Below are 26071 nucleotides of genomic sequence, written 5' to 3' on the forward strand. Positions count from 1 at the left end.
GTGCGCGTACATGCCGACCCTGGCCTACATGTGCGCGCACAGCGGGGACCGGGGTCAGTTGAGGTCGGCGGCCCAGTCGTAGGTCTCCAGGAACGGGTCGGGCTCGATCGGTGCCGGCGACTCCCAGACCGTGTAGATCAGGCCGTCGGGGCGGATTTCACCGATGCGTGCGGTCTTGGAGATGTGGTGGTTGTCGCCGTTGATGACCACTTCACCCTCGGGGGCTGCGAAGCTCACGCCGTCCGCCGCGGCCTGAATGTCGGCGACTGCGAACGAATCTGCCTTCTCGACGGTGTTCTTCCACAGGTACACCGAGGTGTACGCGGCTTCCATCGGATCGGAGGTCGGCTTGTCGGCGCCGTACTTGGCCTTGTAGTCGGCGACGAACTTCGAGTTCTCCGGTGTGTCGACCGTCTGGTAGTAGTTCCACGCCGTCAACTGGCCCGCGATGTTCTGTGCACCGATGCCCGCGACCTCTTCCTCGGCGATGGACACCGAAATCACCGGCATGTCAGCGGCATTGAGGCCGGCATTGGTGTACTCACGGAAGAACGCGACGTTGGAGTCGCCGTTGAGCGTGTTGAACACGGCGTCCGCGTCGGCGGATCGAACCTTGTTGACGATGGTGGAGAAGTCGGTGGACCCGAGCGGCGTGTAGTCCTCGCCCTTGATCTCGATGCCGTTGGCCGCGGCGTACGCCTTGATCTCGCGGTTGGCGGTCTGCGGGAAGACGTAGTCGCTACCGACCAGGTAGAGCGAGGTGACCCCCTGCTCCTTCAGGTAATCCAGCGCGGGGATGATCTGTTGATTGGTCGTGGCGCCGGTGTAGAAGATGTTGTCCGACGCTTCGAGGCCTTCGTACTGCACCGGGTAGTACAGGAGTGCGTCGTTGTCCTCGAAGACCGGAAGCATGGCCTTGCGCGACGACGACGTCCACCCGCCGAATACCGCTGCGACACAGTCGCTGCTGATGAGCTTCTCGGCCTTCTCCGCGAACACGGTCGGCTCGGACGCACCGTCCTCGGCGACCACCTCGATCTGCTTTCCGTTGACGCCTCCCGACGCGTTGATCTCCTCCACGGCCAGGGCGATCGAATCACGAACCGTCACTTCACTGATCGCCATCGTGCCGGACAGGGAGTTCAGCGAACCGACCTTGACGGTGTCGCCCGAGGTGTCGACGCAGGATTCGGTGGCCCCGCCACCCTCGCCCGACGCCGTGTCACCGGCCCTGCTGCCGCACGCGGTGAGGGTCAGTCCGACCATCGCCAGCGCTGCGGGGAGCACCAGTGCCTTGGTGGCGAACTTGCTGGAAGGAAGAGCAGGCATCGCGGAAGCCCTTTCGCTTGTATACGGAGTTGTATTCGCGATTGCAGACAGTAAAGGGGAAGTATTGCGTTGATATGTTCCGCGGTGACGAGTTCGTTGCACGGATTACGCGGGTGTAAACAACCGGCCGTCGATCGAAATGACAAGCAGGGTTGACATCCAGTGACAAGTCCGCTTGACTTTTACCTATGAGAGACGCGGCGAAGACCACCGACGCGCTGAAGATCAACTCGGTGCGCGAGCACCGCAAAGCGGCGCGGCTCACCCAGGCCGAGCTGGGCAAGATCTGCGGAGTCAGCAGGCAGAGCATCGTTTCGGTCGAGGGCGGCGATTACGCCCCGAGCGTCTACCTCGCGATCAAGCTGGCGCGAGCACTGGGAACGACCGTCGAAACACTCTTCGAAACGGAGTAGAGATGAGCACCTTCACAGCGGCGATGCAGTACATCGGCGATCTCGACGACGAATTCTACGACGACGAACGTCAGCGCGATGTGTGGAACGAGGCCTCGGCCATAGGGTTTCAGCTGTTCGTCTGGACTCTGCTGATCGCCGGATCCGTTCTCCCGTGGGTGGCAGGCGTGACCGGCAGTTGGATCACGCTCGGCGTGCTGGCCGTGTTCTTCACGGTGTCGTCGATGGTTCTGATGTACGCGAAGGCCCGAGGCCTCGACATGTACACCTCCCAATCACTGGCTCGCCCAAGGATCTACCTGTGCACCGGCGTGTACCTGATCGCGGCGTTCGGCGCGATGATCACCCTGGCTTCCGAGTACCTGAGCGCAGGAGGTGCAGCAGTGTTCGTCGGTATGGCCATCGGAGCGTGCGTCGGCGTCGGGTGCGGGGTGCACGGCCTCGTTCGCAAGCGTCGACTCGACCGCGAGGCCGAAGCTGCTGCCGAAGCAACCGAGCTGCAGGAACTGACGAAGGAGCAGATATGAACGCGTTCGTGAAAGCACTTCGATTCGTCGGCGATCTGGACGACGAGTTCTACGACGACGAACGTCAGCGTGATGTGTGGAACGAAGCGTCGGCCATAGGGTTTCAGCTCTTCCAGTGGGCCTCGCTCGTCTCTGCCGCGGTGTTGCCGTGGGTGGCAGGCACCACCGGGGCATGGGTCGGCCTCGGCATCCTCGTCACCCTCACCGTGATCAACGTCCTGACCATCGGTTACTCGGCGGCGCGGAAGGTCAACCTGTACACCGCGTCCAAGATCAACCGGGTGCGCGGACTCGTCGTCGCGGTGGTGCTGATCATCGGATACGTCGGGGCGTTGATCAGGTTGCAACCGAACACGTTCTCCGATGCGAGTTCCTGGGCAGGCGGTGTCGTCGGAGCCGTCGTCGGCGGCGGAGTCGTCGGACTCGGGGTGTGGTGGATGCGTCGTCGCAACGCCCGCTTCGAAGCCGAGGCGGACCAGTGACCCGGTAGCTAGGGTCGAGTGCATGAACGCACAGCAGATCGCCGACGGCACCTGGGCCCACCTGTGGACGCCTGGAGGCTGGGGCCAGACGAACACCGGCCTGATCGTCGACGACGGTGCGGCGTCGATGGTGATCGACACCGTCTGGGACACGGGCAGGGCCGACGCCATCGCGTCCGAGAATCGTTCTCTCACACGACGATCACCGGTCACCGACGTGGTCAACACGCACTCGGACGGCGACCATTGGTGGGGCAACGACACGGTTCCGTCGGACGCCAGAATCATCACGAGCGCAGCGTCGTTGCATGCGATGAAGGAGGAGACGCCCCCGTCGGGCGTGCACCTGTTCGCGTCGTTGGGGGCACTGGCGGGCCGGTTGCCCGGGCCGGTCGGAGCAACCGGGACTTACATGGACCGTGTGCGGGGCGGGGCGACCTTTCCCCGTACCTCGCCGCGGCTACCGAATCACACCTTCGACGTGACGGAACGGATCGACGTCGGAACCAGAGCCGTACAACTCAGATATCTGGGGCCCGCGCACACGGCAGGAGACCTGATCGCCCACGTGCCCGACGTCGGTGTCGTGTTCAGCGGTGACCTACTGTTCATCGGTTCGACGCCCATCCTGTGGCACGGCCCCTTGTCCAACTGGATCGACGCACTCGATCATCTACTGGCGCTCGACGCCGCCGTGTACGTGCCCGGTCACGGACCACTGTGCGGTGCCGACGAGATCCGCGCGGTCCGCGAGTACTGGACCTGGGTCGACGACGCCGGCCGCCAACACTTCGACGCCGGTGTCGAGTATGCGCATGCGGCACGAAACATGATGCAGTCGAGAGAGTTTCAGCCGTATCAGGCGTGGGGCTCGCCCGAACGGCTCGTGCTCACCATGTCCACCCTCTACCGCCTGTGGAAGGGCGAGCCTGCAGCCCCGCCGACCCTGCTGCGCCGCGCACGAGCGTTCGCCGACGCAGGGGCGCTGCTGCGGGCAATAGAATCACGCTGAGTCCAACACTGTGCACGCTGCACCGACGCGGCAATCATCGTCCGAGTGACTCCTGCTCCAGTATTTCAGCGCTACCGCGACCCGGACCTACGCGAGCTCGCGCACCGGAACGAGACGCTGGAGGTGCTGCTCTCCCATCGCTCGGTGCGCAGTTTCACCTCGGACCCGATCGACACCGCCACCATCGAGACCATCGTCGCAGCAGCACAGTCCGCGCCGACGTCGTCCAACCTGCAGGCCTGGAGCGTCGTCGCCGTCCGTGATCCGGAGCGCAAGGCACGGATCGCGACGCTGGCAGGTGACCAGGCCTTCATTGCCCAAGCTCCGGTGTTCCTGGTTTTTCTCGCCGACCTGGGCCGTGTCCGGCGCCTGGCCGAACGCCGGGGTGTGCCGTCGGAGGGTGCCGATTACCTGGACTCGACGCTCCTGGGCGCGATCGACGCAGCATTGGCCGCGCAGAACGCCGTCGTCGCCGCGGAGTCACTCGGTTGGGGGACGGTGTACGTGGGAGCCGTCCGCAACGCGCCCGAAGAGATCTCCGACGAGCTCGACCTGCCTCCCGCGGCGTTCCCGGTGTTCGGGCTGTCCGTCGGCCGCTCCGCTGTCGCCACCGACGGCACCGGTCCCGGTATCAAGCCTCGACTGCCGCTGGCGTCGGTTCTCCATCACGACGTCTACGACGCCGAGACGGCCGACTCCGGCATCGATGTCTACGACGAACGACTGGGAGAGTACAACCGCGAACAGGGGCGCACGACGGCATGGACCACCGCCGTGCTCGCACGGCTGCGCGACGCGACATCGCTGAAGGGGCGCGACACCATTCGGGATTCACTCTCCGCCCGCGGCTTGCTCTCCAAATAACAGAAAGACATTCGACGTGCGATTTCAGATTCTGGACATCATCTTCAACCCACCGCACCCGGTGACCGGGGAGGTCGTCCATCCGTCGGACAGGCTGGGTCGCGTCGTCGAAACGGCAGTTCTCGCCGAAGAACTCGGCTTCGATTCCTTCTCCGTCGGAGAACGTCACGCCGGGGACGTCCTGTCCTCGTCGCCGACGGTGATTCTCGGTGCCATCGCCCACGCGACCGACCGGATCCTGCTGTCGACCGGAGTATCCGTCGTCGCCGTCCTCGATCCGATCCGTGTCGCCGAGGACTTCGCGACGATCGACCAACTCAGCCGCGGACGATTCGAACCCGTCATCGGTAAAGGCAACGAAGCACTGCAGTACCCACTGTTCGGCCTCGACATCTCCAAGCAGTACGAGTACCTCACCGAGAACTACGAACTGCTTCGGCGGCTCGTTCGTGAAGAGCACGTCGACTGGAACGGGACGCACCGGCACCCACTCGTCGACGCGACCACCCTTCCGCGGCCGTTCGACGGACCGTTTCGAATCTGGCACGGATCCGCGACGTCGGTGGAGGCGGTGGACCTGGCCGCGAAGTGGGGAGATCCCATCGTCACCGCCAACGCTCTGCAGCCGCGAGAGAACTACAAGGTTCTCATCGATCGATACCGGGAGCAGTACCTCGCGCACGGCCACGACCCGGAGAAGCTCTACGTCGGATCGGGTTCCGGCGGGCTGTTCCTCGCCGACACCACCGAACAGGCGACCGACGAGTTCCGTCCGATCTACGAAGGGTTCGTGGCCCAGCAGGACAAGCGGCTGGAGCGTAGCTTGCGGAGTGACCTCGGTGGCAAGCACGACCCGGCCGCGAAGGGGAAGGTGACGAGTTTCCGGACCATCGAGGATGCTGTCGAGCGCGGCCCGGCACTGGTGGGATCCCCGGACAGGGTTGCGGAGAAGATTCTCGACTACCACGACAGTTACGGGCACGATCTGCAGTCGGTGTCGGTGAATCATGTCCTGGACTTCGAGCAGCAGAAGGACACGCTTCGCCGCTTCGCGGAGGAAGTGATCCCTCTGGTGAAGAAGGAACTGTCCACGACACTGTGGAGTCCGTTCGACGCCGACCGAGCCAAGGGATTCACTGCCTCCTGACCCGCTGCGAGTGCGGCGACGCCGCTCAGCGAACGAGGTAGGGAGACACGGAGCTTCGATGCTCGTCGATGTCCAGGTCCTTGCCCAGGGGAGGGAAGGCGCGTTGAGGGCAGTTCGCCCGCTCGCAGACACGGCAGCCTGCTCCGATGGGCGTGGCGACCGACGACCCGTGTAGATCCAGCCCGTCCGCGTAGACCAATCGGCCCGCATGGCGGAGTTCGCACCCGAGTCCGATGGCGAAGGTCTTGCCCGGTTGGCCGTACCGCGCCGCGCGCCGCTCGACGGTCCGAGCGATCCACAGGTAACTGCGCCCGTCGGGCATCTCCGCGATCTGAGTCATGATCTTGCCGGGGTAGGCGAACGTCTCGTACACGTTCCACAGCGGGCACGTTCCGCCACTCGACGAGAAATGAAACCCCGTCGCCGACTGTCGTTTCGACATGTTCCCGGCGCGGTCGACGCGGACGAAGGAGAACGGAACTCCGCGGAGCTTCGGCCGCTGCAGTGTCGACAAGCGATGGCATATCGTCTCGAAGCTCACCGAGAAGAAGGCCGACAACCGTTCCACGTCGTAGCGGAAATCCTCGGCTATGTCGTGGAACTGGTGATACGGCAGAACGGTCGCGGCGGCGAAGTAGTTGGCGAACCCCAGCTTCGCGAGCTTCTTGGACGCCTCGGACGTGAAGCCTCCCTCCTCGACCATCTGCTCGAGCAGGTCCGCGCACTCCAGGTAGGCCAATTCTGCCGCGAACTTGAAGACCCGCTGCCCGCCGGACAGGTGGGGCGAGATCTCCAGCAGCCGAGTCTTCGGGTCGAACCGGTGCAGAACGTTCTCGCCCAGATCGATCCGATTGACGATCTGCACCTCGTGCACCGTGCGTAGGCGTTTGGCGATCTCGTTACCGACGTCGGCCCGATGGAAGCGGATCCGCGACGTCAATTCCTCTGCCGCTGTGTCCAATTCATGGAGATAGTTCTGTCGCTGATAGAAGTAGTCACGTACCTCCTCGTGCGGCTTGCTGATCGACCCGCTGCCGCTACCGTCGGCGAACCGCTCCTCGGTCGCCGCGGCGAGCTGAGCGGTGGTGTTGCGATACCGACGATGCATGTTGACCATCGCTCGCGCCAACTGCGGATGGGAGGACACCATCTGCGCGATCTCGTGTGCGTCGGCGACGATGCCCATGTCCTGATCCAGCGCGACTTCGCGCAGCTCGGCCACCAGCCTGGTGTCGTCCTCGGACGAGAAGAACGACGTGTCGACGCCGAACACCTCGGAAATCCGCAGCAGGACCGGGACGGTGAGAGGCCGCACGTCGTGTTCGATCTGGTTGAGGTAGCTCGCGGAGATCTCGAGCTGTCCGGCCAGAGCTACCTGACTCATCTTGCGTTCCGTGCGTAGTTGACGCAGGCGCACGCCGACGAACGTCTTGGGCATGCGCTCAGGTTACGCCTGCGAAGAATGGCGTTAACAGGCTTCACCGATCGGTGCGCACGTGCAGTTCCGGATGGTCTGTGGATCACAATTCGGGGTCGAGCGGAACAGCCGGGCGCTGGGAGGCGTATACCCATAGGTGTTGGTTCGCATAAGTAATTAAGAGGGAGGCCCATCATGTCCGACAATCTTCGTGAACTCGTCCGCGACGCCGTCGTACTCGTAGCAGGCACCGTTCTGGTGGCGTCGACCATCTGGCTTCCGGTCGACGGTGACACCGGCGTGTCCGGGGCCATTCTGATTCTCGGTCTGCTCGCCGCAGGCACCGCGCTGTGGGCGATGTCCGCGGCCTCGAGGTCGAGTCACTGGGCGCACGTCGTGCTCGGCGCGGCTCTCGCTCTGTCGCCCGTGGTTTTGGCGTTCCCTGCAGGACTCGTGACAGCAGACCTGTTCGCGCTCGTCGGGGGCGTCGTCATCGCGGCCATGGGCGTTCTCGGCGTGGCCACCGGTCGTAGCGACATCCGGCCGAGTGTGCTCGTGGCGTCGTCGCCCGAACGCGTGCGGGTGCGCAGCTGACACGTCCCTCTCTCACTGGAAGCAGCCTCGGCACTGTGCCGAGGCTGCTTTCGTCGTACGAGGCTCCGATTGCAGTATGTGATACTGGTCACAGTGCCTGCCTTCTGGCTCGATTCAGACGGTTTCATGAAAACAGTACGTTTGTCCGGTTGGAACGGCCGGACGGTTTTCGTAAATTGCGTTCATGAACTGCGCTTTCGTCCTACTGGCGAGTAGCAAAGCCGTCCAATCGGGCGGGTGTGATCCGACGGCGATCTTCGCAAAGTTAGCAAGGCTTGATTGAAACCTAACCAAGATTGGCACTTGTAACAGGTGGACGGCCCTTTTTGGGTGTGCCACTCTTTGGAAGAACACCCGCACGGCCTGGCAACGATGTGAAGAATTCGAGCACCGAGTCGGCCGTATCGCACATCCGATAGAGACTGGAGCTGAGATGTCGACCACCGGCACCCCGAAAACTACAGAAGAAATCCAGAAGGATTGGGACACCAACCCTCGCTGGAAGGGCGTGACGCGCAACTACACCGCCGAGCAGGTTTCCAAGCTGCAAGGCTCCGTCGTCGAGGAAGCAACCCTTGCTCGCCGCGGCTCCGAAATTCTTTGGGACCTCGTCAACAACGAGGACTACATCAACTCGCTCGGCGCACTGACCGGTAACCAGGCCGTTCAGCAGGTCCGCGCAGGCCTCAAGGCCATCTACCTCTCCGGCTGGCAGGTCGCAGGCGACGCCAACCTGTCCGGACACACCTACCCCGACCAGAGCCTGTACCCGGCCAACTCGGTGCCGCAGGTCGTTCGTCGCATCAACAACGCACTGCTGCGCGCCGACGAGATCGCCCGCGTCGAGGGTGACACCACCGTCGACAACTGGCTCGCTCCGATCGTCGCCGACGGCGAAGCCGGCTTCGGTGGTGCCCTCAACGTCTACGAGCTGCAGAAGGCCATGATCGCGGCCGGCGTCGCCGGATCGCACTGGGAAGACCAGCTCGCCTCGGAGAAGAAGTGCGGCCACCTCGGTGGCAAGGTGCTCATCCCCACCCAGCAGCACATCCGCACCCTGACCTCGGCTCGCCTCGCCGCCGACGTCGCGGACGTTCCGACCGTCGTCATCGCCCGCACCGACGCCGAGGCCGCAACGCTTCTGACGTCCGACGTGGACGAGCGCGATCAGCCGTTCCTCGACGGCACCCGCACGGCAGAAGGCTTCTACGGCATCAAGAACGGTGTCGAGCCCTGCATCGCGCGTGCCAAGGCATACGCGCCGTACGCAGACCTCATCTGGATGGAGACCGGCGTGCCGGACCTCGAGGTCGCCAAGCACTTCGCCGAGTCGGTTCGCTCCGAGTTCCCGGACCAGCTCCTGGCGTACAACTGCTCGCCGTCCTTCAACTGGAAGCAGCACCTGGACGACGCGACCATCGCGAAGTTCCAGCGTGAGCTCGGAGCGATGGGCTTCAAGTTCCAGTTCATCACCCTCGCGGGCTTCCACTCGCTCAACTACGGCATGTTCGACCTGGCACACGGCTACGCCCGCGAAGGCATGACCGCGTTCGTCGACCTGCAGGAGCGCGAGTTCAAGGCTGCCGCAGAGCGTGGCTTCACCGCCATCAAGCACCAGCGTGAGGTCGGCGCAGGCTACTTCGACTCCATCGCCACCACGGTCGACCCCAACACCTCGACCGCAGCGCTGAAGGGATCCACCGAAGAGGGCCAGTTCCACTGAGCTAGCCCGCCTCCCCGGATACACAGCACATCAGTCAGGCGGCCCCAGCGTTTCGCTGCGGGCCGCCTGATCTGTATCGCCCGGGTTCTGGGGGTACCCGGCCGGAGTTACCCCACCTCGCTTACAGCTGTTGTCGTGTACGCATCGAAGGAGTCCGCCGTGCCGGTCGAGAGGGTGGGGATTGTCGGCGCCGGCCAGATGGGGGCCGGGATTGCAGAAGTCTGCGCCCGGGCACACCTCGACGTTCTGGTCTACGAGCACACTCGCGAGCTGACGACCGCAGGACGCACGCGCGTCCTGCGATCGTTGGACCGTGGCGTCAGCAGCGGCAAGATCACCGAACGCGAACGCGAACAGGCAGCGTGCGCACTACGCTTCACGACCGATCTCGACGACTTCGCGGATCGAGAGCTCGTCGTGGAAGCCGTCACCGAGGACGAGGACATCAAGTCCGACATCTTCGCCCGTCTGGACGCAGTGGTGACGGACCCCGGCGCGGTCCTCGCGTCGAACACGTCGTCGATCCCGATCATGAAACTCGGTGTCGCGACGGCCTCGCCCGACCGAGTCGTCGGGCTGCACTTCTTCAATCCGGTGCCGGTTCTGCCTCTCGTCGAGCTGGTCACAACCGTGAAAACCAGTGACGCAGTGGCCGAACGCGCCGAGAAGTTCGCCGGCGACGTACTCGGCAAGCAGGTCGTCCGCTCGGCGGACAGATCCGGGTTCGTGGTCAATGCACTTCTCATTCCTTACCTGCTCTCCGCGGTTCGGATGGTCGAGTCCGGATTTGCCTCCAAGGAAGACATCGACAAGGCGACGGTGCTCGGTCTCGCGCATCCGATGGGGCCGCTTGCGCTCGCGGATCTGATCGGACTCGACACGGTCAAGTCCATCGCCGATTCCATGTACGCCGAGTTCGGCGAACCACTCTTCGCCGCCCCGCCGTTGCTTCTTCGGATGGTCGAATCGGGTTCGACCGGCAAACGCACAGGCGCAGGGTTCTATCGGTACGAGAACGGCCGGGTAGTGAAAGAGCCTTCGTGAGTGAAAATGTAGGTGTCGGGACACATTTCCACTCCCGACCGCAGTAACTTGGTGGTGCGCACACGGCGCGCCAGACGACGTCAGGGGAGAGCGATGAGCAAGTCGAAGAAGTCCGGTGGAGTGTTGCCGAAGGCGTTCGGTATCGGACTGGCCGCGACGGGCGCAGCGCACTTCGTGGTTCCCGAGGCATTCGAGCCCATCACCAAACTGCCGTTCCCGAAGGACACCCGCGACTGGATCACGCGCAACGGTGCAACCGAACTGGTCGTCGGAGCCGCCATCGCGTACCCGAAGACACGCAAGATCGGCCTGCTCGGCCTCGGTGCCTACGTCGGCTGGCTCGGATACAACATCGCTCGCAACAGCTGACGCCGAGAATGTAGCGAACGCCTCCCGCCGATCGGGAATTCCCTGCTCGCGGCGCCTTCACCTGCTCGAACGCGCCAAGGCTGTTTGCCAAGCTACCAATGCGTAGGTAGCAATGTAGTTATGACTTCAGCTACCGCGTACACAGCGACAGCCCCCGACGCACCCCTCGAGAAGGTGACGATCGACCGCCGCGAGCTAGGACCCAAGGACGTCCTCATCGAGGTCAAGTTCGCCGGCATCTGCCACTCCGACATCCACACCGCCCGCAACGAGTGGGGCGGCACCACCTACCCGGTCGTCCCGGGACACGAAATCGCAGGCATCGTTGCCGAGGTCGGCTCCGGCGTCACCAAGCACAAGGTCGGCGACCGCGTCGGCGTCGGCTGTTTCGTCGACTCGTGCGGCGAGTGCGACGCCTGCCTGGCAGGCGAGGAGCAGTACTGCTTCAAGGGCGTCACCCAGACCTACAACTCCAAGCAGGCCGACGGGTCGATCACCCAGGGCGGCTACTCGACGCACATCGTCGTGACCGAGGGCTTCGTGCTGTCCATCCCCGAGGGCATCGAACTCGATGTCGCCGCACCGCTGCTGTGTGCGGGCATCACGCTGTACTCGCCGCTCAAGCACTGGGGTGCAGGCCCGGGCAAGAAGGTCGCCATCATCGGAATGGGCGGACTGGGCCACGTCGGCGTCAAGATCGCCCACGCCCTCGGAGCCGAGGTCACCGTGCTGAGCCAGACCCTGAGCAAGGAAGAGGACGGCAAGCGCCTCGGAGCCGACCACTACTACGCGACCTCCGACAAGGAGACGTTCAAGAAGCTGCGCGGCGAGTTCGACCTGATCATCAACACCGTCTCCGCCGAGATCGACATGGACAAGCACATGTCGCTGCTCGCGATCAACGGCTCGCTCGTCATCCTCGGACTGCCGTCGGAGCCCATCAAGGTTCGCGGATTCACGCTCGCTGCGAACCGTCGCAGCCTCGCAGGCTCGATGGTCGGTGGCATCGCGCAGACCCAGGAAATGCTCGACTTCTGCGCCGAACACCACATCGGTGCCGAAATCGAGACCATCCCGGCCGACAAGATCAACGAAGCCTACGAGCGCGTCCTGAAGAGCGACGTTCGATACCGCTTCGTCATCGACGCCAACACCTTCTGATCCACTCCTGTGGGCGGCAGGTAGCGACGGGCGCTACCTGCCGCCCACAGGCGTAACGTCGAAGTCGGGTCGGAAGATGTTCTCCGCAAGGAAAGGACACTTTCATGAAGACTTCCTCCAGCCGTCACGGCAAGATGGCCGCAGCCGGGCACAGCTCAGCCGGCCACGCACTGGTCGGCGCCCACCCCGGCGCCGCGCGGTATGCACTGGTCACCGTCGGTGTGCTCGCGCTCGTCCTGTTCGCACTGTCGGCCTTCAACGGTCTCGGCACCGTCGCCGTCATCGCCGGTTGCGTGTGCGTCGTCGCAATGGCGTCGGCGATGGGTCTCGTCGGCGGCACAGGGCACCCCGACTCCTGACCTGGTCGGACGCCTGACCTCGTCGGAGAGGTCCGTCGCTAGCTGTCCGCGAGACGCTGCTTCTCCACCTCGACGTCGAAATCGGCTTCGGGCCACTCGAGGTCGAGCTTCTGCAGTGCATCGATCAGCAGCTCGGTCACCGCCAAGCGTGCGTACCACTTCCGATCGGCCTGAATGACGTGCCACGGCGCGTAGTCCGTGTTGGTCCTGTCGATGACCCGCTGATACGCGGTGCGGTACTGCGGCAGAAAGCCGCGCTCGGTGACGTCGCCCGGGTTGTACTTCCAGTGCTTGTCCGGCCGATCCAACCTCTCCTGCAACCTGGTTCGCTGCTCTTCCGGAGAAACGAACAACGCAACCTTCACGATGTGCGTGCCGCCGTCGACCAACTCCTTCTCGAACGCGTTGATCTCGTCGAACCGCGGTTCCCAGACCTGACGCGGAACAAGGTCGTGGACGGCGACGACCAGCACATCCTCGTAGTGCGAGCGGTCGAAGACACCGATCCGTCCACCGCGCGGCAGGGCGTTTCGGATGCGCCACAGGTAGTGATGCTGCTTCTCCTCCTGCGTCGGAACTCCGAACGACGCCAGGTCGACGCCCTGCGGGTCGACCATTCCGATGACATGTCGCACCATGCCGCCCTTGCCTGCGGTGTCCATGCCCTGAAGTACCAGCAGGATCGAGCGCAGGTCACCGGTCCGGCCGTTGGCGTACAGCTTCTCCTGCAACGCCGACAGCACCTCGCCGCGCTCTGCGAGCAGCGCCTGCCCGTCGGTCTTGCTGCCCTCGAAACCCGGAGTCAGTGAGCAGTCCAGGTCCGCGACGGATGTCTCGTCGGTCGCACGGAGGATGTCGGCCGCAGGTGTCGACCACAGGTTGCCGCTCTTCTTCGAATGCTTTGCCATGATTGGACCCTAGTAGCAGCGGGGACCCCACCCGCCGAGAACCGAGATGGCGTCGCGCGGCGCGGCTAACCTGGAGGCATGGCTCCGAAACTGGCAACTGCTGAATCCGTCGCACGTGAACAACTGCTCGACTTCGTCCGCCCACGTCATCATTCCACGCTCATCACGCACAAACGTGATGGTGGCCTGCAGGTTTCGCCGGTGACATCCGGCGTCGACTCCGAGGGCCGCATCGTCATCGCGTCGTACCCCGAACGCGCCAAGGTGGCCAACATCCGGCGGAACTCCGCCGTCACCGTCTGCGTTCATTCCGACGAATGGAACGACGCCTACGTCCAGATCGACGGAACCGCTGAAATCCTCGACGTGCCGGACGCCGTCGAACCGCTCGTCGAGTACTTTCGCAGCATCGCCGGGGAGCATTCCGATTGGGACGAGTACCGCGAAGCAATGGTGAAGCAGGGAAAGTCGTTGATACGCATCACGATCGAATCCTGGGGCCCCGTCGCCGAAGGTGGCTTCCCGCCCGGGAGAATGTGACAAGCCCTCCGGGAAGAATGTGACAAGCCCTCCGGGAAGAATGTGACAAGCCCTCCGGGAAGAATGTGACAAGCCCGCACGGGAGTATGTGACGGCTCAGCAGTTGCTGGGCGCGGGGCCGCCGGTGAAGCGGTCGTCGACCCAGGTTTCGACGAGGGTGCCGGGGTCGACGTCGTGACCTTGGCCTTCGAGGCGGACGGCCAGCAGGGTGTCGCCGAGGCTGCAGGCTCGCCCGAGCGCGGATTCGGTCCAGGCGGGTTTCACCACGGTGTCCTCGGAGCCGTAGACGGCGAGAATCGGTGCGGGTGATGCTGCGCGGGGCAGCGAGTACTCCTGCATGCGGCGCGTCAGTTGTTCGGCGGCTGCCGGAGTCGATGCGGTGGTGTCACCTGGCTGGACGTCGGCGGCTGCGGCGGCTTGTGCTTCGCTGCTCGCGGCGTTGCATCCGACGAGTTGGTCGAGGTTGCCGGCGAGGGCACCGTGCAGGTGGTCGGCGGGGTCGATGGACGGGTCGACCCGGGCGGCGCCTTCGACGATCAGTGGGTACACCGCCCGCTGGCCATCTGCTTCGCCTGATGTTCCCGAGCTCTGAGCTTCGATGATTCCGGGCGAGATGTCCAGTGCTGGAGACAGGACTGCGGCGCCGCGCAGGTCGAGTCCGTCCCCGTACACGTCGTCGAATTCGTTTGCAGCCCACGCTGCTTGACCGCCCTGGGACCAGCCGACGGCGACCCATCGTGTCGACAGGCGCGGGTCGAGGTTGCGGGCGGCGCGGACGGAGTCGATGACGTCGAAGGCTGCGGTCCGAGGTTCCAGATACGGGTGTGGCGGCGAGTCGACGGTGCTGCTCAAGCCCTGGTAGTCCGTGTATGCGACGGCGTATCCGCGTTCGAGGAAGCGTGACACCACGTCGGCGTCTCCGGCGAGGTCTCGCTTCTCGGACGGGGCGCACCCGGGGGAGATGCCGACGGTTCCGTGCGCGTACGCCACGATGGGTCGCCCGCCGACGGGGGCGGGGCCGTCGGGGACGAACACTGCGCCGCTCACCTGGGTCGGGCTGCCGTCCACGCCGGACACGGAGTTGTACACGACAGTCGCCGCGGTGGTGCCGGCCGGGAACAGAGCTGGATCGAACGGCGTCGTGGTGGAACTCGACACGACGGTTCCGCGCGCGGCGACGGTCTCGGCCGTGGCGGTGGGGATGCTCGTCGAATAAGCGGGCGGCTGGGCGGCCGAGTGTGCGGGTGAGGGTGCGTGCGGCTGGGCGGAGGTGGTGCTGCACGCCGCCGCAAGGGTTGCACATACGGCGAGCGCAGCCGCGCTGGCCTTCGGACCCACTGTCGGTTTCGCCGGCAGGAACCGGGGAGCGCGAGAACCGAACACGCGTCGATCCAACCACGGTCGGCAGTGCGGAACCAAAGCGTTCTCGGTGGGCAACGACGAGCGGCCCCGCCCTTCTGTCGAGGGGCGAGGCCGCGGGAGTGTCGTTCATCAGCCCTTCAGCGGGGCAGCGAACAGCGGAACAGCGTTCTCGAGGGCGTATCGGGTACCTGCAACCGAGGCGGCCGAGAACGCGTTGCTGAGGTCGAGGTCACCGAGAACCACCAGACGCCCGTCGCGGGCGACCGGGAGACCCTGGATCGACGGGTCGTTCGCGATGGCGTCGGCGGTCTCGCCGATGGGGAACATCACGGTCAGGTCCGCGTCGAGCTGGGCTGCGTTCTCGGCGGACAGGTCGATGGCGAACTTCCCGTCCGACGCCTGGGCCTGGATCTCCGGCTTGTTGACGAAGCCGAGCCGCTTCATGAACTCGACGCGAGTATCTCCGTCGACGTAGGCACCCAACTGCCCGCTGTACAGCGTGCCGACGACGACGTTCTTGCCGTCGAACTCGGGGTTGGCCGACGTTGCGGCGTCGAACGCGGCGTTGGTCTCGTCGATGAGCGTCCGGCCTTCGGCTTCCTTTCCGAGTGCCTCGGCGACCAGTTCGGTCTGACCGTCCCACGTGGTGCCGTACGCGATCTCGGTGCCGGCGGGTGCCCCGACCGTCGGCGCGAGTTCGGACAACTGGTCGTATGTGGCTTGGTCGTTGGTGCTGCGGGTCCACAGGATGAGGTCCGGGTCGAGCGCGGCCACGGACTCGATGTCCACCTCGTACGTGCCGAGGATGGTAGGTGGCGTGTCGTAGGACTCCTCCACCCACGGGCCGAGTCCGTCTCCGCCGACTGCAAGCCAGTCACTGGCTCCCACCGGCTGCACTCCGAGCGCGAGTGCGGTCTCGGCGTCGGACCAACCGAGGGCCACCACGCGTTGCGGGTTCTCGGGAACGGTGACGTCGCCGAAGATGGTCGAGACGGTGGCACCCTCGGCGTCCGTGTCCGACGAGTCGGAGCTGCTGCAGGCGGTCATCGTGAGGGCCGCGACCGCGGCGATCGCGGGGGCGAGTAGAGCGAGGCGGGATGTGCGCATAGGCAACGCTAACCTACGGTGTCCGATTTCGAGAACTGTTCTACCAGTGCAGCGCAGAAGGCGGGGAGGTCGTCCGGGTTACGGCTCGAGATCAGATTTCCGTCGACCACCACTTCCTCGTCGACGACGGTCGCGCCCGCATTGCGCAGATCGGTGCGGATACTGGGGAACGACGTCAAGGTGCGGCCCTGGAGAACGTCGGCCTCCGCGAGGGTCCACGGACCGTGGCAGATGACGGCGACGGGCTTGCCCGAGGACACGAATCGGCGGACGAATTCCACTGCGTCGGAATCGGTTCTCAACTTGTCCGGGTTGGTGGTCCCGCCGGGGAGAATCAACGCGTCGAAATCCTCGGGAGACACATCCGCGACGACAGCGTCGACCTCGAACGTGTTGGAGGCGTCGACGTCACCGGTCATCGCTTGAATGTCCCCGTGAGTCAGCGAAATCAATGTCGTTGTGCCACCGGCGGATCGGACCGCATCACGAGGTTGGACCAGTTCTACTTCTTCGACGCCGTCGGTAGCGAGAATGGCCACCGTGCGTCCTGTCAACGAAGGGCTCATGGTGCCAGGGTGACCGGCGAATCGGCGTTTCAAACCGAGCGCTGGTCCTCCTCGTCCTTCGGGGTGACGAGCGGATGCGGCTGCGCGTTGAATTTCGCCGGGGAACCGTCGGCCATCGCGACGCCGTGAATTCCGCCCCACGTCATCATGCTGAGGTAGTCGATGAGGTCCTCCATCGACATCGACTTGTTCGAGATCCACCAGTGGGTGGCGAGTTGCACGGCCCCGACGATCGCGAACGCGAACGGCACCGAACCGCCGGAATCCATTTCGCGCTGGCGTAGACGCTCGCCGAGAACCGTCGCCAACAGTTCGGCGATCATGCGCTCCGACTCCGCGACGACGTCCCGGTTGCTGCCCGCGTTGTTCGCCATCACGTACAGGTAGACCTCGGGATCGGTGGCAACCGTCTCCACGTACGCCGCGATGACCGCCCGGGTGAGGTGGTACTCGTCCAGTTCCTCCGAGATCGCGAAATAGATCCGCGGCGCGAGCGTCGTCTCGACGTACCGCGTCATCGTCGCGTTGGTCAGGTCCGCCTTGTCGGTGAAGTACCGGTACAGCACGGTCTTAGAGATACCGATCTCCGACGCGATCTCGTCCATCCCGATCTCGCGCCCGCGCAGGCGGATCGCCGCGAGAGTGCCGTCGACCAACTCTTCCCGACGCGCGATCTTGTGGTCGCGCCAGCGACGCTTGCGTCCGTCCGGCTTCTCCGTCTTGGTAGCCTCCGCCTTACCGGCTCCTGCGTCCTTGGCTGCTGCTTCGGTGTCGTCGTTGTTCGCTGATGTTGCATTTCTCGCCACGTGTGCCCGCCGTATCCCATCGCCTTCGTATGCAGATCAGCTTAGGCGTCCGGGCTGGGAGAGGTCGTCCATGGTGCGGCTCACGTTTGCAACGCCCGTGCGCGGGCACAATGGCGCTGTGGAACTGATGAAGATGGACGACGCGACCAAGCGTCGTGATCTGCGCAAGATGAAGGTCGTCGCGACCGGATTCCTTGCGTTCGCGACGGTGGTCTACCTGATCTGCCGTTGGCAGGAATCCCGCGGTGCGGGGGAGTGGGTCGGGTACGTCAGGGCGGCGTCCGAGGCGGGCATGGTGGGTGCGCTCGCCGACTGGTTCGCGGTGACCGCGTTGTTCAAGCATCCGCTCGGCATTCCGATTCCGCACACCGCGATCATCAGGAAGAAGAAGGATCAGCTCGGATCCTCGCTCGGATCCTTCGTGGGGAGCAACTTCCTCGCGCCCGACGTCGTGTCGGAGAAAGTACGGTCCGCGCAGATCCCGCTGCGGCTCGGAACGTGGCTCGCCGAGCCGCAGAACGCCGAACGTGTCGCCGCGGAATCCGCGACGATTCTGCACGGCGCCGTCGAAGTCCTGAAGGACGAGGACATCACCCAGATCATCGACAGCACCATCGTCAAACGTCTCGGCGATCCACAGTGGGGGCCGCCCATCGGACGCGTGCTCGACGAGCTGATCAAGGAGAACCGGCAGCTACCGCTCATCGACATGCTGGCCGAGCGCGCACACCAGTGGGCCCTCGGCAGTGAGGAGACCATCGAGCGCGTCGTGTCCCGTGACTCACCGACGTGGTCGCCGAAGTTCGTCGACGCCCTGCTCGGCGAGAAGATCTACAAGGAACTCGTCGAGTTCACCTGGAAGGTTCGGTCCAACCCGCAGCACGAACTGCGCCTGGCCGCCAACAAGTTCCTCGTCGACTACGCCCACGATCTGCAGAACGACCCCGCGACCATCGAGAAGGCGGAGTCGCTCAAAGCGCAGATCATGGGCCGTGAGGAGATCACCGGGCTCGCCGCGGCAACGTGGAAGGTGGCCAAGCGGCTCATCACCGAATCCGTGGACGACCCGTCCAGCACCCTGCGACGCAAGGTCAGCGAGAACGTCGCGAGCTGGGGCGCGAGAATCCGCGACGACGAGGAACTGCGCGCCAAGGTCGACGGATGGCTGCTCGGCGGGGCCCGCTACGTGGCGTCCAACTACGCGGACGAGATCACGACGATCATCACCGACACCGTCGCACGATGGGACGCCGACGAGGCGAGCCGCAAGATCGAACTACAGGTCGGTCGCGATCTGCAGTTCATTCGTATCAACGGCACCGTCGTCGGTTCCTTCGCCGGACTGGTGATCTACACGTTGTCGCACCTGCTGTTCGGCTGATGGCAACTACTGCTAGCAGAGTGCTTGCAATAGTTAGCACCCTTGGGTAGCCTCGGACGAGTACACCGAAGACCACAAGTTCGAGACACACGAAACGAGTGGTGACCATGACCCCCAGCAGTGAAGATCCGATCGACAGTCAGATCGACAACCAGGGGATAGTCGCGAAGGTGTCCGAGGCGACGGACGTCGTGGCCGAAGCGAGCGACCTCGTCGCAAGCGTCGTCACAACCGCGGCGTCGGACATCGGTAGTTACATCCGTAGCCAGCGCGAGGCAGCCCAGGTATCCATGCGGCAACTCGCGTCGAGGGCGGGGGTGAGCAATCCGTATCTCAGCCAGATCGAGCGCGGATTGCGCAAGCCCTCCGCCGAGGTGCTCACGCAGATCGCCAAGGGTCTACGTGTGTCATCGGAAGCTTTGTACGTACGGGCCGGGTTCTTGGAAGAACGACCACACGGTCCAGTCCGGGACGCGTTGCTCGGCGACACGGAGATCACCGAACGGCAGAAGCACGTGCTGATCGAGATCTACGACTCGTTCCGCCGAGAGAACGACCAGAAGAACGCAGCCGGACCAGATCCGACAACCGACACCGAATCACCCTTACAGGAGTCTTCCCATGACTGATCCCAGGAACTTCGACAACGTCAAGACCCCCCTCTACGCCGCAGTCGGCGCAGGCGATGCCGTCGTTCAGGCCGTCGCCGACGTCGTTTCGCAGGTACGCAGTCGCGCCGAGACGCGCGGCAGCGAGGTCACCGATCGCGTCGACACGGCACGGGCACGGATCGCCGACCTGTCCGAGGACGTCACCGAAGGAGTCGAGTCCCTTCGCGAGCGCTTGGCGAACCTTCCCGCCGAACTCCCCGACGAGATCGCGGATCTGCGTGAGCGCTTCACCCCGGAAGAACTGCGCAAGGTCGCCGAGGCGTACCTGAAGGTCGCGTCCGATCTCTACACCTCGCTCGCCGAGCGCGGCGAAGAGACCGTCGAGCGGATTCGCCGCACCCCCGCCGTCGAAGAAGGACTCGAGCGTGCCAACTCCGCCGCCAACGACGTCGTCGACCTGACCGAGCAGGCTCTCGGCACCGTCGCCTCGCAGACCCGTGCAGTCGGTGAGCGCGCTGCCGCACTCGCAGGCATCGCGTCGGACAAGGTCCGCGACACCGCCGACGACATCTCCGATTCGGCCGAGGAACTGGCCGAGGGCATCGACGAGGCGGGCGAAGGCGCCAAGGAAGCCGCAACCGACGCATCGCAGAAGGTGAGCGGCGTGGCAGGCAAGGTCGAGTCCAAGACCCGCGGCACCGCCAACGCTCCGATCAAGAAGGCTGCGCCCGCCAAGAAGGCGACGCCGGCAACCGCAGCGAAGAAGGCACCGGCCAAGAAGGCTCCGGCCAAGAAGACCACCAGCTGAGCGTCCGAACGGCTGTCGACCCCTGCACCGAGCGGTGCAGGGGTCGAATTGCCCAGTTCGAGTGGTTAGTATGGGCCTTGTGCCAGCCGTAGACAGCCTCACCGGACTGATCCTTCTCGTCCTGCGCTTCATCGCGCTGGCCGGCGCCGCCTACGCGGTGTTCCACGCAGTCAGGCAGCGGCCCGACGCTTTCACCGCGGTGGACAAGTTGACCAAGCCCGTCTGGCTGGGAATCCTCGTCGTGGCGTTGCTCGTCATCTTTGCGTTCGGAATCAACTTCATCGGCCTGATCGGCATCGTCGCGGTCTGCGTCTACCTGGTCGACGTCCGACCGAAGGTCGACAGCATCCAGCGCGGCGGCTCGCGCTGGTAGATCCTCGCTCGCCGATCCCGCGGGGCGTGGGCCTATCTTCTAGGGATGATGGAGTACCGGGTCGACGATCTGGCGCGTCGCGCAGGGGTGAGCGTTCGTAACGTCCGCGTCTACCAAGACCGTGGACTGCTTCCGCCGCCGCGGAAAGAAGGACGAACCGGCTGGTACAGCGAGTCTCACCTCGCCCGGCTGGAGCTGATCAGCCGGATGCTCGACCGCGGGTACACCTTCGCAACCATCAGCGAACTGCTGATCGCAGCGCAGTCCGGGCTCCGCATCGAGGACGTTCTGACCGCCGACGACGTCGACGACACCGCCCGCAGGCAACGGGAATCGACCCACCTGACCCGCGAGGACATCACCCGGAAGTTCGCCCGAGGCATCACCGACGACGAACTCGACCGGGGTGTTGCCCTCGGCGTACTGGCCCGCAGCTCGGATGGCTACCGCATCGACCAGCCGGATCTGCTCGACGCCGCGACACTGCTCCACGATGCGGGAACCTCGGTCGGTCGCATCCTCGACGAGACCGAAGCGGTGCAGAAGGACCTCGACGACGTCGCCGCAAGGTTTGTGTCGTTGATCACAGACAAATTCGTCGGCGAAGGCAAGGATCCGTTCGACACCGATGCCCTGACCGTAGGGCAACTGGCAACGCTGATCGACAACCTCCGGCCGCTCACGCATCGCGTGGTCGGAGCGCTGTTCCGGGAAGCAATGGAACACCGAATCACGTTGACCATGGAAGAGATGGTCGCGCAGTACAGCGCGGAAGGCGACACTGCGTCGGAAGGCGCGGCACTGTCGCAGACAGGGGAGGCTTGAAGTGGTTACACGCAAGGCAGTCGAGGCAACGATTCTCGGAGTCGGAGGTCTCGCGGCGATTGCGGGCATCGGTGCCCTCGTCCGCAGAAATCGCCACGCGAACAGTTTCGTCCGCGCGGCGGACAGTCGACCCGACGAGCTGCTGCACCAGCCGACACACGTTCCTCGGACCGTCCCCGTCGTCACCGACGACGGCGCGCAACTGCACGTGCGGATCTACGGAGACCCCGACGCACAGCCGATCGTGTTCAGCCACGGTTGGACGTGCTCGGTGGACTACTGGACACCGCAGATCAACGCCTTCGCGGACAACTACAAGGTCATCGTCTACGACCAGCGTGGCCACGGCCGCAGCGACGTCGGCACCAGGCCGCTCGGCCCCGACGTACTCGCCGACGACCTCGCGGACGTTCTCGCGGCCACTGTCGATGAATCGGACAAGGCAGTGCTCGTCGGCCACAGCATGGGCGGAATGTCGATCATGGCCTGGGCGGGGCGGTACCCCGAACAGGTCGACCGCCTGGTGAGCGCAGTCCTGCTCGCCTCGACCGCCACGGACAGCCTGGTACGTGAGACCACGGTCATCCCGCTCCCTCAGCGATTCCCGCGCGTACCCGTGCCCGTCGGGCGGGTGGTCCTCAAATCCGCGGTCCCGCTACGACCGTCGTCCGTCACCCGCCACGCCATCAAGTACGTGTCGATGGCGCCGGGATCGACGCCTGCCGAGGTCGCGTTCTGCGAGAAGATCGTGCTCGAGTGTGCGCCTCGAACCCGAGGAATCTGGGGCGCTGCACTCACCGACCTCGACATTCACGAGGCGCTGAAGAACCTCAACGTGCCGACGACCGTGCTCGTGGGAACCGCGGACCGGCTCACGCCTCCCGTGCACGCCCGCAAACTGGCCGAAGCGCTCGACGCCCACGACCACCTCAGCGCCCTCGTCGAGATTCCCGGCATCGGCCACATGAGTTCGGTCGAGGCCATCGACGAGTTCAACGCCGAAGTCGCGCGCCTGCGCAACTTGTGAAGCCCGAGGGCAACTAGCTGAAGACGACTGTCTTACGGCCGTGGACCAGGACACGGTCCTCCAGATGCCATCGGAGGCCACGGGAGAGAACGAGCTTCTCGATGTCCCGGCCCTGGCGCACCATGTCGGTGACCTCGTCGGAGTGGTCGACGCGAATGACGTCCTGTTCGATGATCGGGCCGGCGTCGAGCTCGGCCGTCACGTAATGGCAGGTCGCTCCGATCAGCTTTACCCCACGGGCGAATGCCTGGTGGTAAGGGCGTGCGCCGACGAACGACGGCAGGAAGCTGTGGTGGATGTTCAGCGCGCGGCCGGCCCAGTGCTCGCACAGTTCCTCCGGCAGCACCTGCATGAACCGGGCCAGAACGACGGCGTGGGGATCGTAGGAGTCGACCAGCTCGCGAACCCGATCGAACGCCGGGCCTCGTTCGGCCGGATCCTTCGCGAACTCGACATGATGGAACGTGATGCCGTGCGCTGTCGCCACCGGTTCCAGCGACTTGTGATTACCGATCACGGCCGAGATCTCGGCAGGTAGCTCGCCGCCCGCCGCGCGGCCCAACAGATCGTGCAGGCAGTGCGCTTCCTTGCTGACGAGAAGTACGACGCGTTTGCGCTCGCCGGAATCCTGAAGCGTCCACTCCGTCTCGGGGCCGATGTCGTCGGCGACTTCCTGGAATCGTGCGCGTAGATCCTCGATGCTCATGTTCACCGACGACGCCCGGACGGCCTGGCGGGTGAAGAACCAGCCCGTGTCCGGGTCGGCGTGATACGCGGCTTCGACGATCCAGCCGCCGACGTCCGCGAGGAACGAGGAAATCCTGGCAACGATGCCGGTGGTGTCGGGGCACCCGAGGGACAGAACGTAGCGACGGTCGTCGGCTACAGCAGCGGAACTCATGCGTCGATTCTCTCAGGCGGTCCTGACGCCGGTTGCGACCAGTGTGGTGGCGTCGACGAAATCGATATCGCGCTCGGTCAGCAGCTCGCCGAACTCTCGTCGGATCGCGAGTGTGGTGGACTCGTCGAAGTTGCTCAAGGCGCCACGAAAGCCGCTGCCCAACACAAAGTTCCACACGAACTCCTCGGTGGCGGGAACGTGATTGGACAGTTCCTGAACCTGTACGTCGCTGCATCCCTCCGACTGCAGCCACTCGGCCAGGGAGTCCGCTGTCTCCACCCGTCGGATGGGGTTGGTGTCGTAGTTGCTCCTCGACCGAGGACCGTTGTGCGCGACGTCCGGCGCGTAGCGGGCAACGACGTCGAAGAACGCGTTACCGAACGCTTCCACCGCGCCCTTGCGCCACACGGTGACGCCGACACGACCGCCAGGTCGAACCAAGCGAACCAGGCGCGCGAACGAGATGTCCATGTCCGGAAGAAAGAAGATGCCGTAGGAGCAGGACAACGCGTCGTAGCCGTCCGGAACGGAACTCGGTGTCTCCCACTCGGTGGCGTCGGCGCAAACGAAGTCGATGTTGCGCAGCGCGGCCGCCGTGGCCTTCACCCGCCCGACCTCGAGGAGGTCGTCGGCGAGATCGATGGCGTGGACGATGCCGTCCGGACCCACTGCCTGCGCTGCGGGGAGCGCCGACGCGCCCGTACCCGCGCAGACGTCGAGCACCGCGTCCCCGGCCCTCAATGCGAGCGCGAACGCCAACGACTGGCCTGCCGGACCCCAGACGAGCGGGGTGACGGAGTCGAAATCGGAACTCGTGGAATTGAAAGTGCCTGCGACGCTCATGACCGATGAGTTTATGTCGTTCGGGGGCTGTGGTTGGGTGGTCTCATGTCTCTCTCACGCGGAGCCCTCGCCCGAATGGTCGACCACACCCTGCTCAAGCCCGAAGCCACGTCCGACGACGTGACTGCACTCATCGCCGAGGGCCTCGAACTCGGTGTCCTCGCAGTCTGCGTGTCACCCTCGATGCTGCCGATCAGGGCCGACGGACTCGTCGTCGCCGCAGTCGCGGGATTCCCGTCGGGCAAACATCATTCGCTCGTCAAGGGAGCGGAAGCGCGGCTCGCCGTCGATCAGGGTGCGCAGGAAATCGACATGGTCATCGACGTCGGAGCCGCTGTCGCCGGCGACTACAACGCTGTGCTGTCGGACATCCTGACCGTCCGCGAAGCCATCGGACCGACGGCTGTGCTCAAGGTGATCATCGAATCGGCAGCCCTGTCCGACGACGCGATCGTCGAAACCTGCCGCGTCGCGGAGAAAGCCGGTGCCAACTTCGTCAAGACCTCCACCGGCTTCCATCCGGCAGGCGGCGCCAGCGTCGAAGCAGTGCGGTTGATGGCGGAGACCGTCGGCGGACGACTCGGCGTCAAGGCCAGCGGCGGCATCCGTACGACGGACGCCGCCCTGGCGATGATCGACGCGGGCGCAACCAGATTGGGTCTCTCGGGTACTCGCGCCGTCTTGGCAGGAGTGGAGCCTGCGGAATGACCGGGTGGCAGGAGTGGAGCCTGCGGAATGACCGGGTGGCAGGAGTGGAGCCTGCGGAATGACCGGGTGGCAGGAGTGGAGCCTGCGGAATGACCGAATGGCAGGAGTGTAGGGGCCAGTTTCCGCTACGCGAGCATTCCGCAGCCTTCGGGAGCCTCGACCGTCTGACCCGGTTGGGCGGCGGGAATCGAGTACTGCCCGCCCTGCAGGTTCAGTGCGATGCCGCTGTCGGTGACGGTCAACGACGTCGGCGTCATGTCCAGCGGGTACTGCTGGAGGCTGTCGGAGAGGACGCCGACGATGCTGTCGACGAGATCGGTCGGGATGCCGAGGCCGAGGATCGATGCGTCGACGGTCTGGACGTCGACGCGGTCGCCGGTGACGGTCGGCTTCACGGTCAACTGCGCGAGGCCGCCCACCGCGAAGGACAGCGTGCCCGCCGCGGCGTCCGACGTCACACCGGAGACGAGGGCACCGATGCCCTGGGACTGCAGGGTGCGGGCGATCCCGTCGGTCGACCACGAGATGTCGGCGCTGGAGCTGCCGATGGTCCCGTTGCTGTCCGCGGTCTGCGCGAGGTCGACGTCCTCCACCTCCGCGTGGACGGTCATGCCCTCGGCGGGGCCGAAGCGGGCATCGTTCGAATCGAGCGTGACCGAAGAAACCTGCTTGTCGACGAGCGAGATCAGAATGGGCTTCCATCCGAGACCGACGTCGACCTGGCTGCCGATCTCGGACTCCAGTTGGCCGGCGAGGCACGACTTGATCTGCTGCCGGAAATACAGTTCCCCGCCGAGCAACGCCGCGACGAGAACGAGTACGACGAGCACCGCGATCATGGGAGCTTTGCTTCGTGTCATTCGC

At 64.8% G+C, this 26071-nt stretch carries 30 protein-coding genes; 20 read left to right on the forward strand and 10 right to left on the reverse strand.

Going from position 1 to position 26071, the window contains the following annotated elements:
- Window positions 1-54: 54 nt before the first annotated feature.
- Window positions 55-1329, reverse strand: a complete 1275-nt coding sequence (urtA, locus tag CH289_RS14185; RefSeq protein ID WP_020112557.1) for an urea ABC transporter substrate-binding protein — start codon at window positions 1327-1329, stop codon at window positions 55-57.
- Between the two features lie 188 nt (window positions 1330-1517).
- Here urtA and CH289_RS14190 point away from each other — a divergent pair, with 188 nt between their 5' ends.
- Genes CH289_RS14190 through CH289_RS14215 form a run of 6 tightly spaced genes read left to right on the forward strand, consistent with a single transcriptional unit; the run spans window position 1518 to window position 5774 of the window.
- Window positions 1518-1742: a helix-turn-helix transcriptional regulator gene (locus tag CH289_RS14190; protein ID WP_019666574.1), complete on the forward strand. Its 225-nt coding sequence runs from the start codon at window positions 1518-1520 to the stop codon at window positions 1740-1742.
- A 2-nt stretch (window positions 1743-1744) separates the two neighbouring features.
- Window positions 1745-2269, forward strand: coding sequence for a hypothetical protein (locus tag CH289_RS14195; protein WP_020112556.1), 525 nt, complete (start codon window positions 1745-1747; stop codon window positions 2267-2269).
- On the forward strand, window positions 2266-2751 hold the full coding sequence (locus tag CH289_RS14200) for a hypothetical protein (protein ID WP_019666572.1): 486 nt from the start codon (window positions 2266-2268) through the stop codon (window positions 2749-2751). Before CH289_RS14195 ends, CH289_RS14200 begins: the two co-directional genes overlap by 4 nt.
- 22 nt (window positions 2752-2773) lie before the next feature.
- Window positions 2774-3763 carry an MBL fold metallo-hydrolase gene (locus CH289_RS14205; protein WP_094728070.1) on the forward strand — a complete coding sequence of 330 codons (990 nt, stop codon included), beginning with the start codon at window positions 2774-2776 and terminating at the stop codon, window positions 3761-3763.
- A 45-nt stretch (window positions 3764-3808) separates the two neighbouring features.
- Entirely contained in the window at window positions 3809-4627 is an 819-nt protein-coding gene (locus CH289_RS14210) for an NADPH-dependent oxidoreductase (RefSeq protein ID WP_019666570.1), read from the forward strand.
- A 16-nt stretch (window positions 4628-4643) separates the two neighbouring features.
- Window positions 4644-5774 (forward strand): LLM class flavin-dependent oxidoreductase, encoded by a 1131-nt coding sequence (locus tag CH289_RS14215; RefSeq protein WP_033188666.1) that lies wholly within the window; start codon window positions 4644-4646, stop codon window positions 5772-5774.
- Window positions 5775-5799: 25 nt separating this feature from the next.
- Here CH289_RS14215 and ramB read toward each other — a convergent pair whose 3' ends face one another.
- Window positions 5800-7212, reverse strand: coding sequence for an acetate metabolism transcriptional regulator RamB (gene ramB, locus CH289_RS14220; RefSeq protein WP_020112553.1), 1413 nt, complete (start codon window positions 7210-7212; stop codon window positions 5800-5802).
- Window positions 7213-7386: 174 nt separating this feature from the next.
- Between ramB and CH289_RS14225 the strand changes: the two genes are divergently transcribed.
- From CH289_RS14225 to CH289_RS14250, 6 genes are all read left to right on the forward strand, one after another.
- Window positions 7387-7785 carry an SPW repeat domain-containing protein gene (locus CH289_RS14225; protein WP_019666567.1) on the forward strand — a complete coding sequence of 133 codons (399 nt, stop codon included), beginning with the start codon at window positions 7387-7389 and terminating at the stop codon, window positions 7783-7785.
- Window positions 7786-8218: 433 nt separating this feature from the next.
- Entirely contained in the window at window positions 8219-9508 is a 1290-nt protein-coding gene (gene aceA / locus CH289_RS14230; RefSeq protein WP_019666566.1) for an isocitrate lyase, read from the forward strand.
- A 159-nt stretch (window positions 9509-9667) separates the two neighbouring features.
- Window positions 9668-10552, forward strand: a complete 885-nt coding sequence (locus CH289_RS14235; protein ID WP_019666565.1) for a 3-hydroxybutyryl-CoA dehydrogenase — start codon at window positions 9668-9670, stop codon at window positions 10550-10552.
- A gap of 93 nt (window positions 10553-10645) precedes the next feature.
- Window positions 10646-10921, forward strand: coding sequence for a hypothetical protein (locus CH289_RS14240; RefSeq protein ID WP_020112552.1), 276 nt, complete (start codon window positions 10646-10648; stop codon window positions 10919-10921).
- A 120-nt stretch (window positions 10922-11041) separates the two neighbouring features.
- Window positions 11042-12082, forward strand: coding sequence for an NAD(P)-dependent alcohol dehydrogenase (locus tag CH289_RS14245; RefSeq protein ID WP_020112551.1), 1041 nt, complete (start codon window positions 11042-11044; stop codon window positions 12080-12082).
- Between the two features lie 104 nt (window positions 12083-12186).
- On the forward strand, window positions 12187-12441 hold the full coding sequence (locus CH289_RS14250; protein WP_019666562.1) for a hypothetical protein: 255 nt from the start codon (window positions 12187-12189) through the stop codon (window positions 12439-12441).
- A 38-nt stretch (window positions 12442-12479) separates the two neighbouring features.
- Here CH289_RS14250 and CH289_RS14255 read toward each other — a convergent pair whose 3' ends face one another.
- A complete protein-coding gene (locus CH289_RS14255; RefSeq protein ID WP_019666561.1) occupies window positions 12480-13349 on the reverse strand; it encodes a polyphosphate kinase 2 family protein in 870 nt (289 codons plus the stop codon).
- 78 nt (window positions 13350-13427) lie between these two features.
- Between CH289_RS14255 and CH289_RS14260 the strand changes: the two genes are divergently transcribed.
- Window positions 13428-13889 carry a PPOX class F420-dependent oxidoreductase gene (locus CH289_RS14260; protein WP_019666560.1) on the forward strand — a complete coding sequence of 154 codons (462 nt, stop codon included), beginning with the start codon at window positions 13428-13430 and terminating at the stop codon, window positions 13887-13889.
- A 96-nt stretch (window positions 13890-13985) separates the two neighbouring features.
- Here the strand turns inward: CH289_RS14260 and CH289_RS14265 are convergent, their stop codons facing one another.
- The 4 genes from CH289_RS14265 to CH289_RS14280 form a co-directional block, all read right to left on the reverse strand.
- The gene (locus tag CH289_RS14265; RefSeq protein WP_019666559.1) at window positions 13986-15272 is read right to left on the reverse strand and encodes a lipase family protein; all 1287 of its coding nucleotides are present in this window, start codon (window positions 15270-15272) and stop codon (window positions 13986-13988) included.
- Between the two features lie 108 nt (window positions 15273-15380).
- Window positions 15381-16358, reverse strand: a complete 978-nt coding sequence (locus tag CH289_RS14270; protein WP_019666558.1) for an iron-siderophore ABC transporter substrate-binding protein — start codon at window positions 16356-16358, stop codon at window positions 15381-15383.
- Window positions 16359-16366: 8 nt separating this feature from the next.
- The gene (locus CH289_RS14275) at window positions 16367-16924 is read right to left on the reverse strand and encodes a type 1 glutamine amidotransferase domain-containing protein (RefSeq protein ID WP_026348051.1); all 558 of its coding nucleotides are present in this window, start codon (window positions 16922-16924) and stop codon (window positions 16367-16369) included.
- A 29-nt stretch (window positions 16925-16953) separates the two neighbouring features.
- Window positions 16954-17730, reverse strand: a complete 777-nt coding sequence (locus CH289_RS14280) for a TetR/AcrR family transcriptional regulator (protein WP_019666556.1) — start codon at window positions 17728-17730, stop codon at window positions 16954-16956.
- 127 nt (window positions 17731-17857) lie between these two features.
- On the opposite strand from CH289_RS14280, the gene CH289_RS14285 reads away from it, so the two are divergent.
- The 6 genes from CH289_RS14285 to CH289_RS14310 all read left to right on the forward strand — a co-directional run bounded on the left by CH289_RS14285 (window position 17858) and on the right by CH289_RS14310 (window position 22755).
- The gene (locus CH289_RS14285; protein WP_170947547.1) at window positions 17858-19111 is read left to right on the forward strand and encodes a DUF445 domain-containing protein; all 1254 of its coding nucleotides are present in this window, start codon (window positions 17858-17860) and stop codon (window positions 19109-19111) included.
- 107 nt (window positions 19112-19218) lie between these two features.
- Complete coding sequence (locus CH289_RS14290; RefSeq protein WP_371828083.1) at window positions 19219-19740, forward strand: helix-turn-helix domain-containing protein; 522 nt, start codon at window positions 19219-19221, stop codon at window positions 19738-19740.
- Window positions 19733-20530, forward strand: coding sequence for a YtxH domain-containing protein (locus tag CH289_RS14295; RefSeq protein ID WP_020112547.1), 798 nt, complete (start codon window positions 19733-19735; stop codon window positions 20528-20530). Before CH289_RS14290 ends, CH289_RS14295 begins: the two co-directional genes overlap by 8 nt.
- A 70-nt stretch (window positions 20531-20600) precedes the next feature.
- Complete coding sequence (locus CH289_RS14300) at window positions 20601-20903, forward strand: DUF2516 family protein (protein WP_019666552.1); 303 nt, start codon at window positions 20601-20603, stop codon at window positions 20901-20903.
- 45 nt (window positions 20904-20948) lie between these two features.
- Complete coding sequence (locus CH289_RS14305) at window positions 20949-21728, forward strand: MerR family transcriptional regulator (protein WP_037163822.1); 780 nt, start codon at window positions 20949-20951, stop codon at window positions 21726-21728.
- 1 nt (window position 21729) lies between these two features.
- Complete coding sequence (locus tag CH289_RS14310; RefSeq protein WP_019666550.1) at window positions 21730-22755, forward strand: alpha/beta fold hydrolase; 1026 nt, start codon at window positions 21730-21732, stop codon at window positions 22753-22755.
- 13 nt (window positions 22756-22768) lie between these two features.
- On the opposite strand, the gene purU is transcribed toward CH289_RS14310, so the two are convergent.
- A complete protein-coding gene (purU, locus tag CH289_RS14315; protein WP_019666549.1) occupies window positions 22769-23656 on the reverse strand; it encodes a formyltetrahydrofolate deformylase in 888 nt (295 codons plus the stop codon).
- A 12-nt stretch (window positions 23657-23668) separates the two neighbouring features.
- Window positions 23669-24499 carry a class I SAM-dependent methyltransferase gene (locus tag CH289_RS14320; RefSeq protein WP_037143664.1) on the reverse strand — a complete coding sequence of 277 codons (831 nt, stop codon included), beginning with the start codon at window positions 24497-24499 and terminating at the stop codon, window positions 23669-23671.
- A gap of 45 nt (window positions 24500-24544) precedes the next feature.
- Between CH289_RS14320 and deoC the strand changes: the two genes are divergently transcribed.
- Window positions 24545-25207, forward strand: a complete 663-nt coding sequence (deoC, locus tag CH289_RS14325) for a deoxyribose-phosphate aldolase (RefSeq protein WP_020112543.1) — start codon at window positions 24545-24547, stop codon at window positions 25205-25207.
- Window positions 25208-25332: 125 nt separating this feature from the next.
- Here deoC and CH289_RS14330 read toward each other — a convergent pair whose 3' ends face one another.
- On the reverse strand, window positions 25333-26067 hold the full coding sequence (locus CH289_RS14330; RefSeq protein ID WP_026348048.1) for an LmeA family phospholipid-binding protein: 735 nt from the start codon (window positions 26065-26067) through the stop codon (window positions 25333-25335).
- Between the last annotated feature and the right edge of the window lie 4 nt (window positions 26068-26071).

The organism is Rhodococcus sp. RS1C4 (genome assembly GCF_002258225.1).
GTDB lineage: Bacteria > Actinomycetota > Actinomycetes > Mycobacteriales > Mycobacteriaceae > Rhodococcoides > Rhodococcoides fascians_E.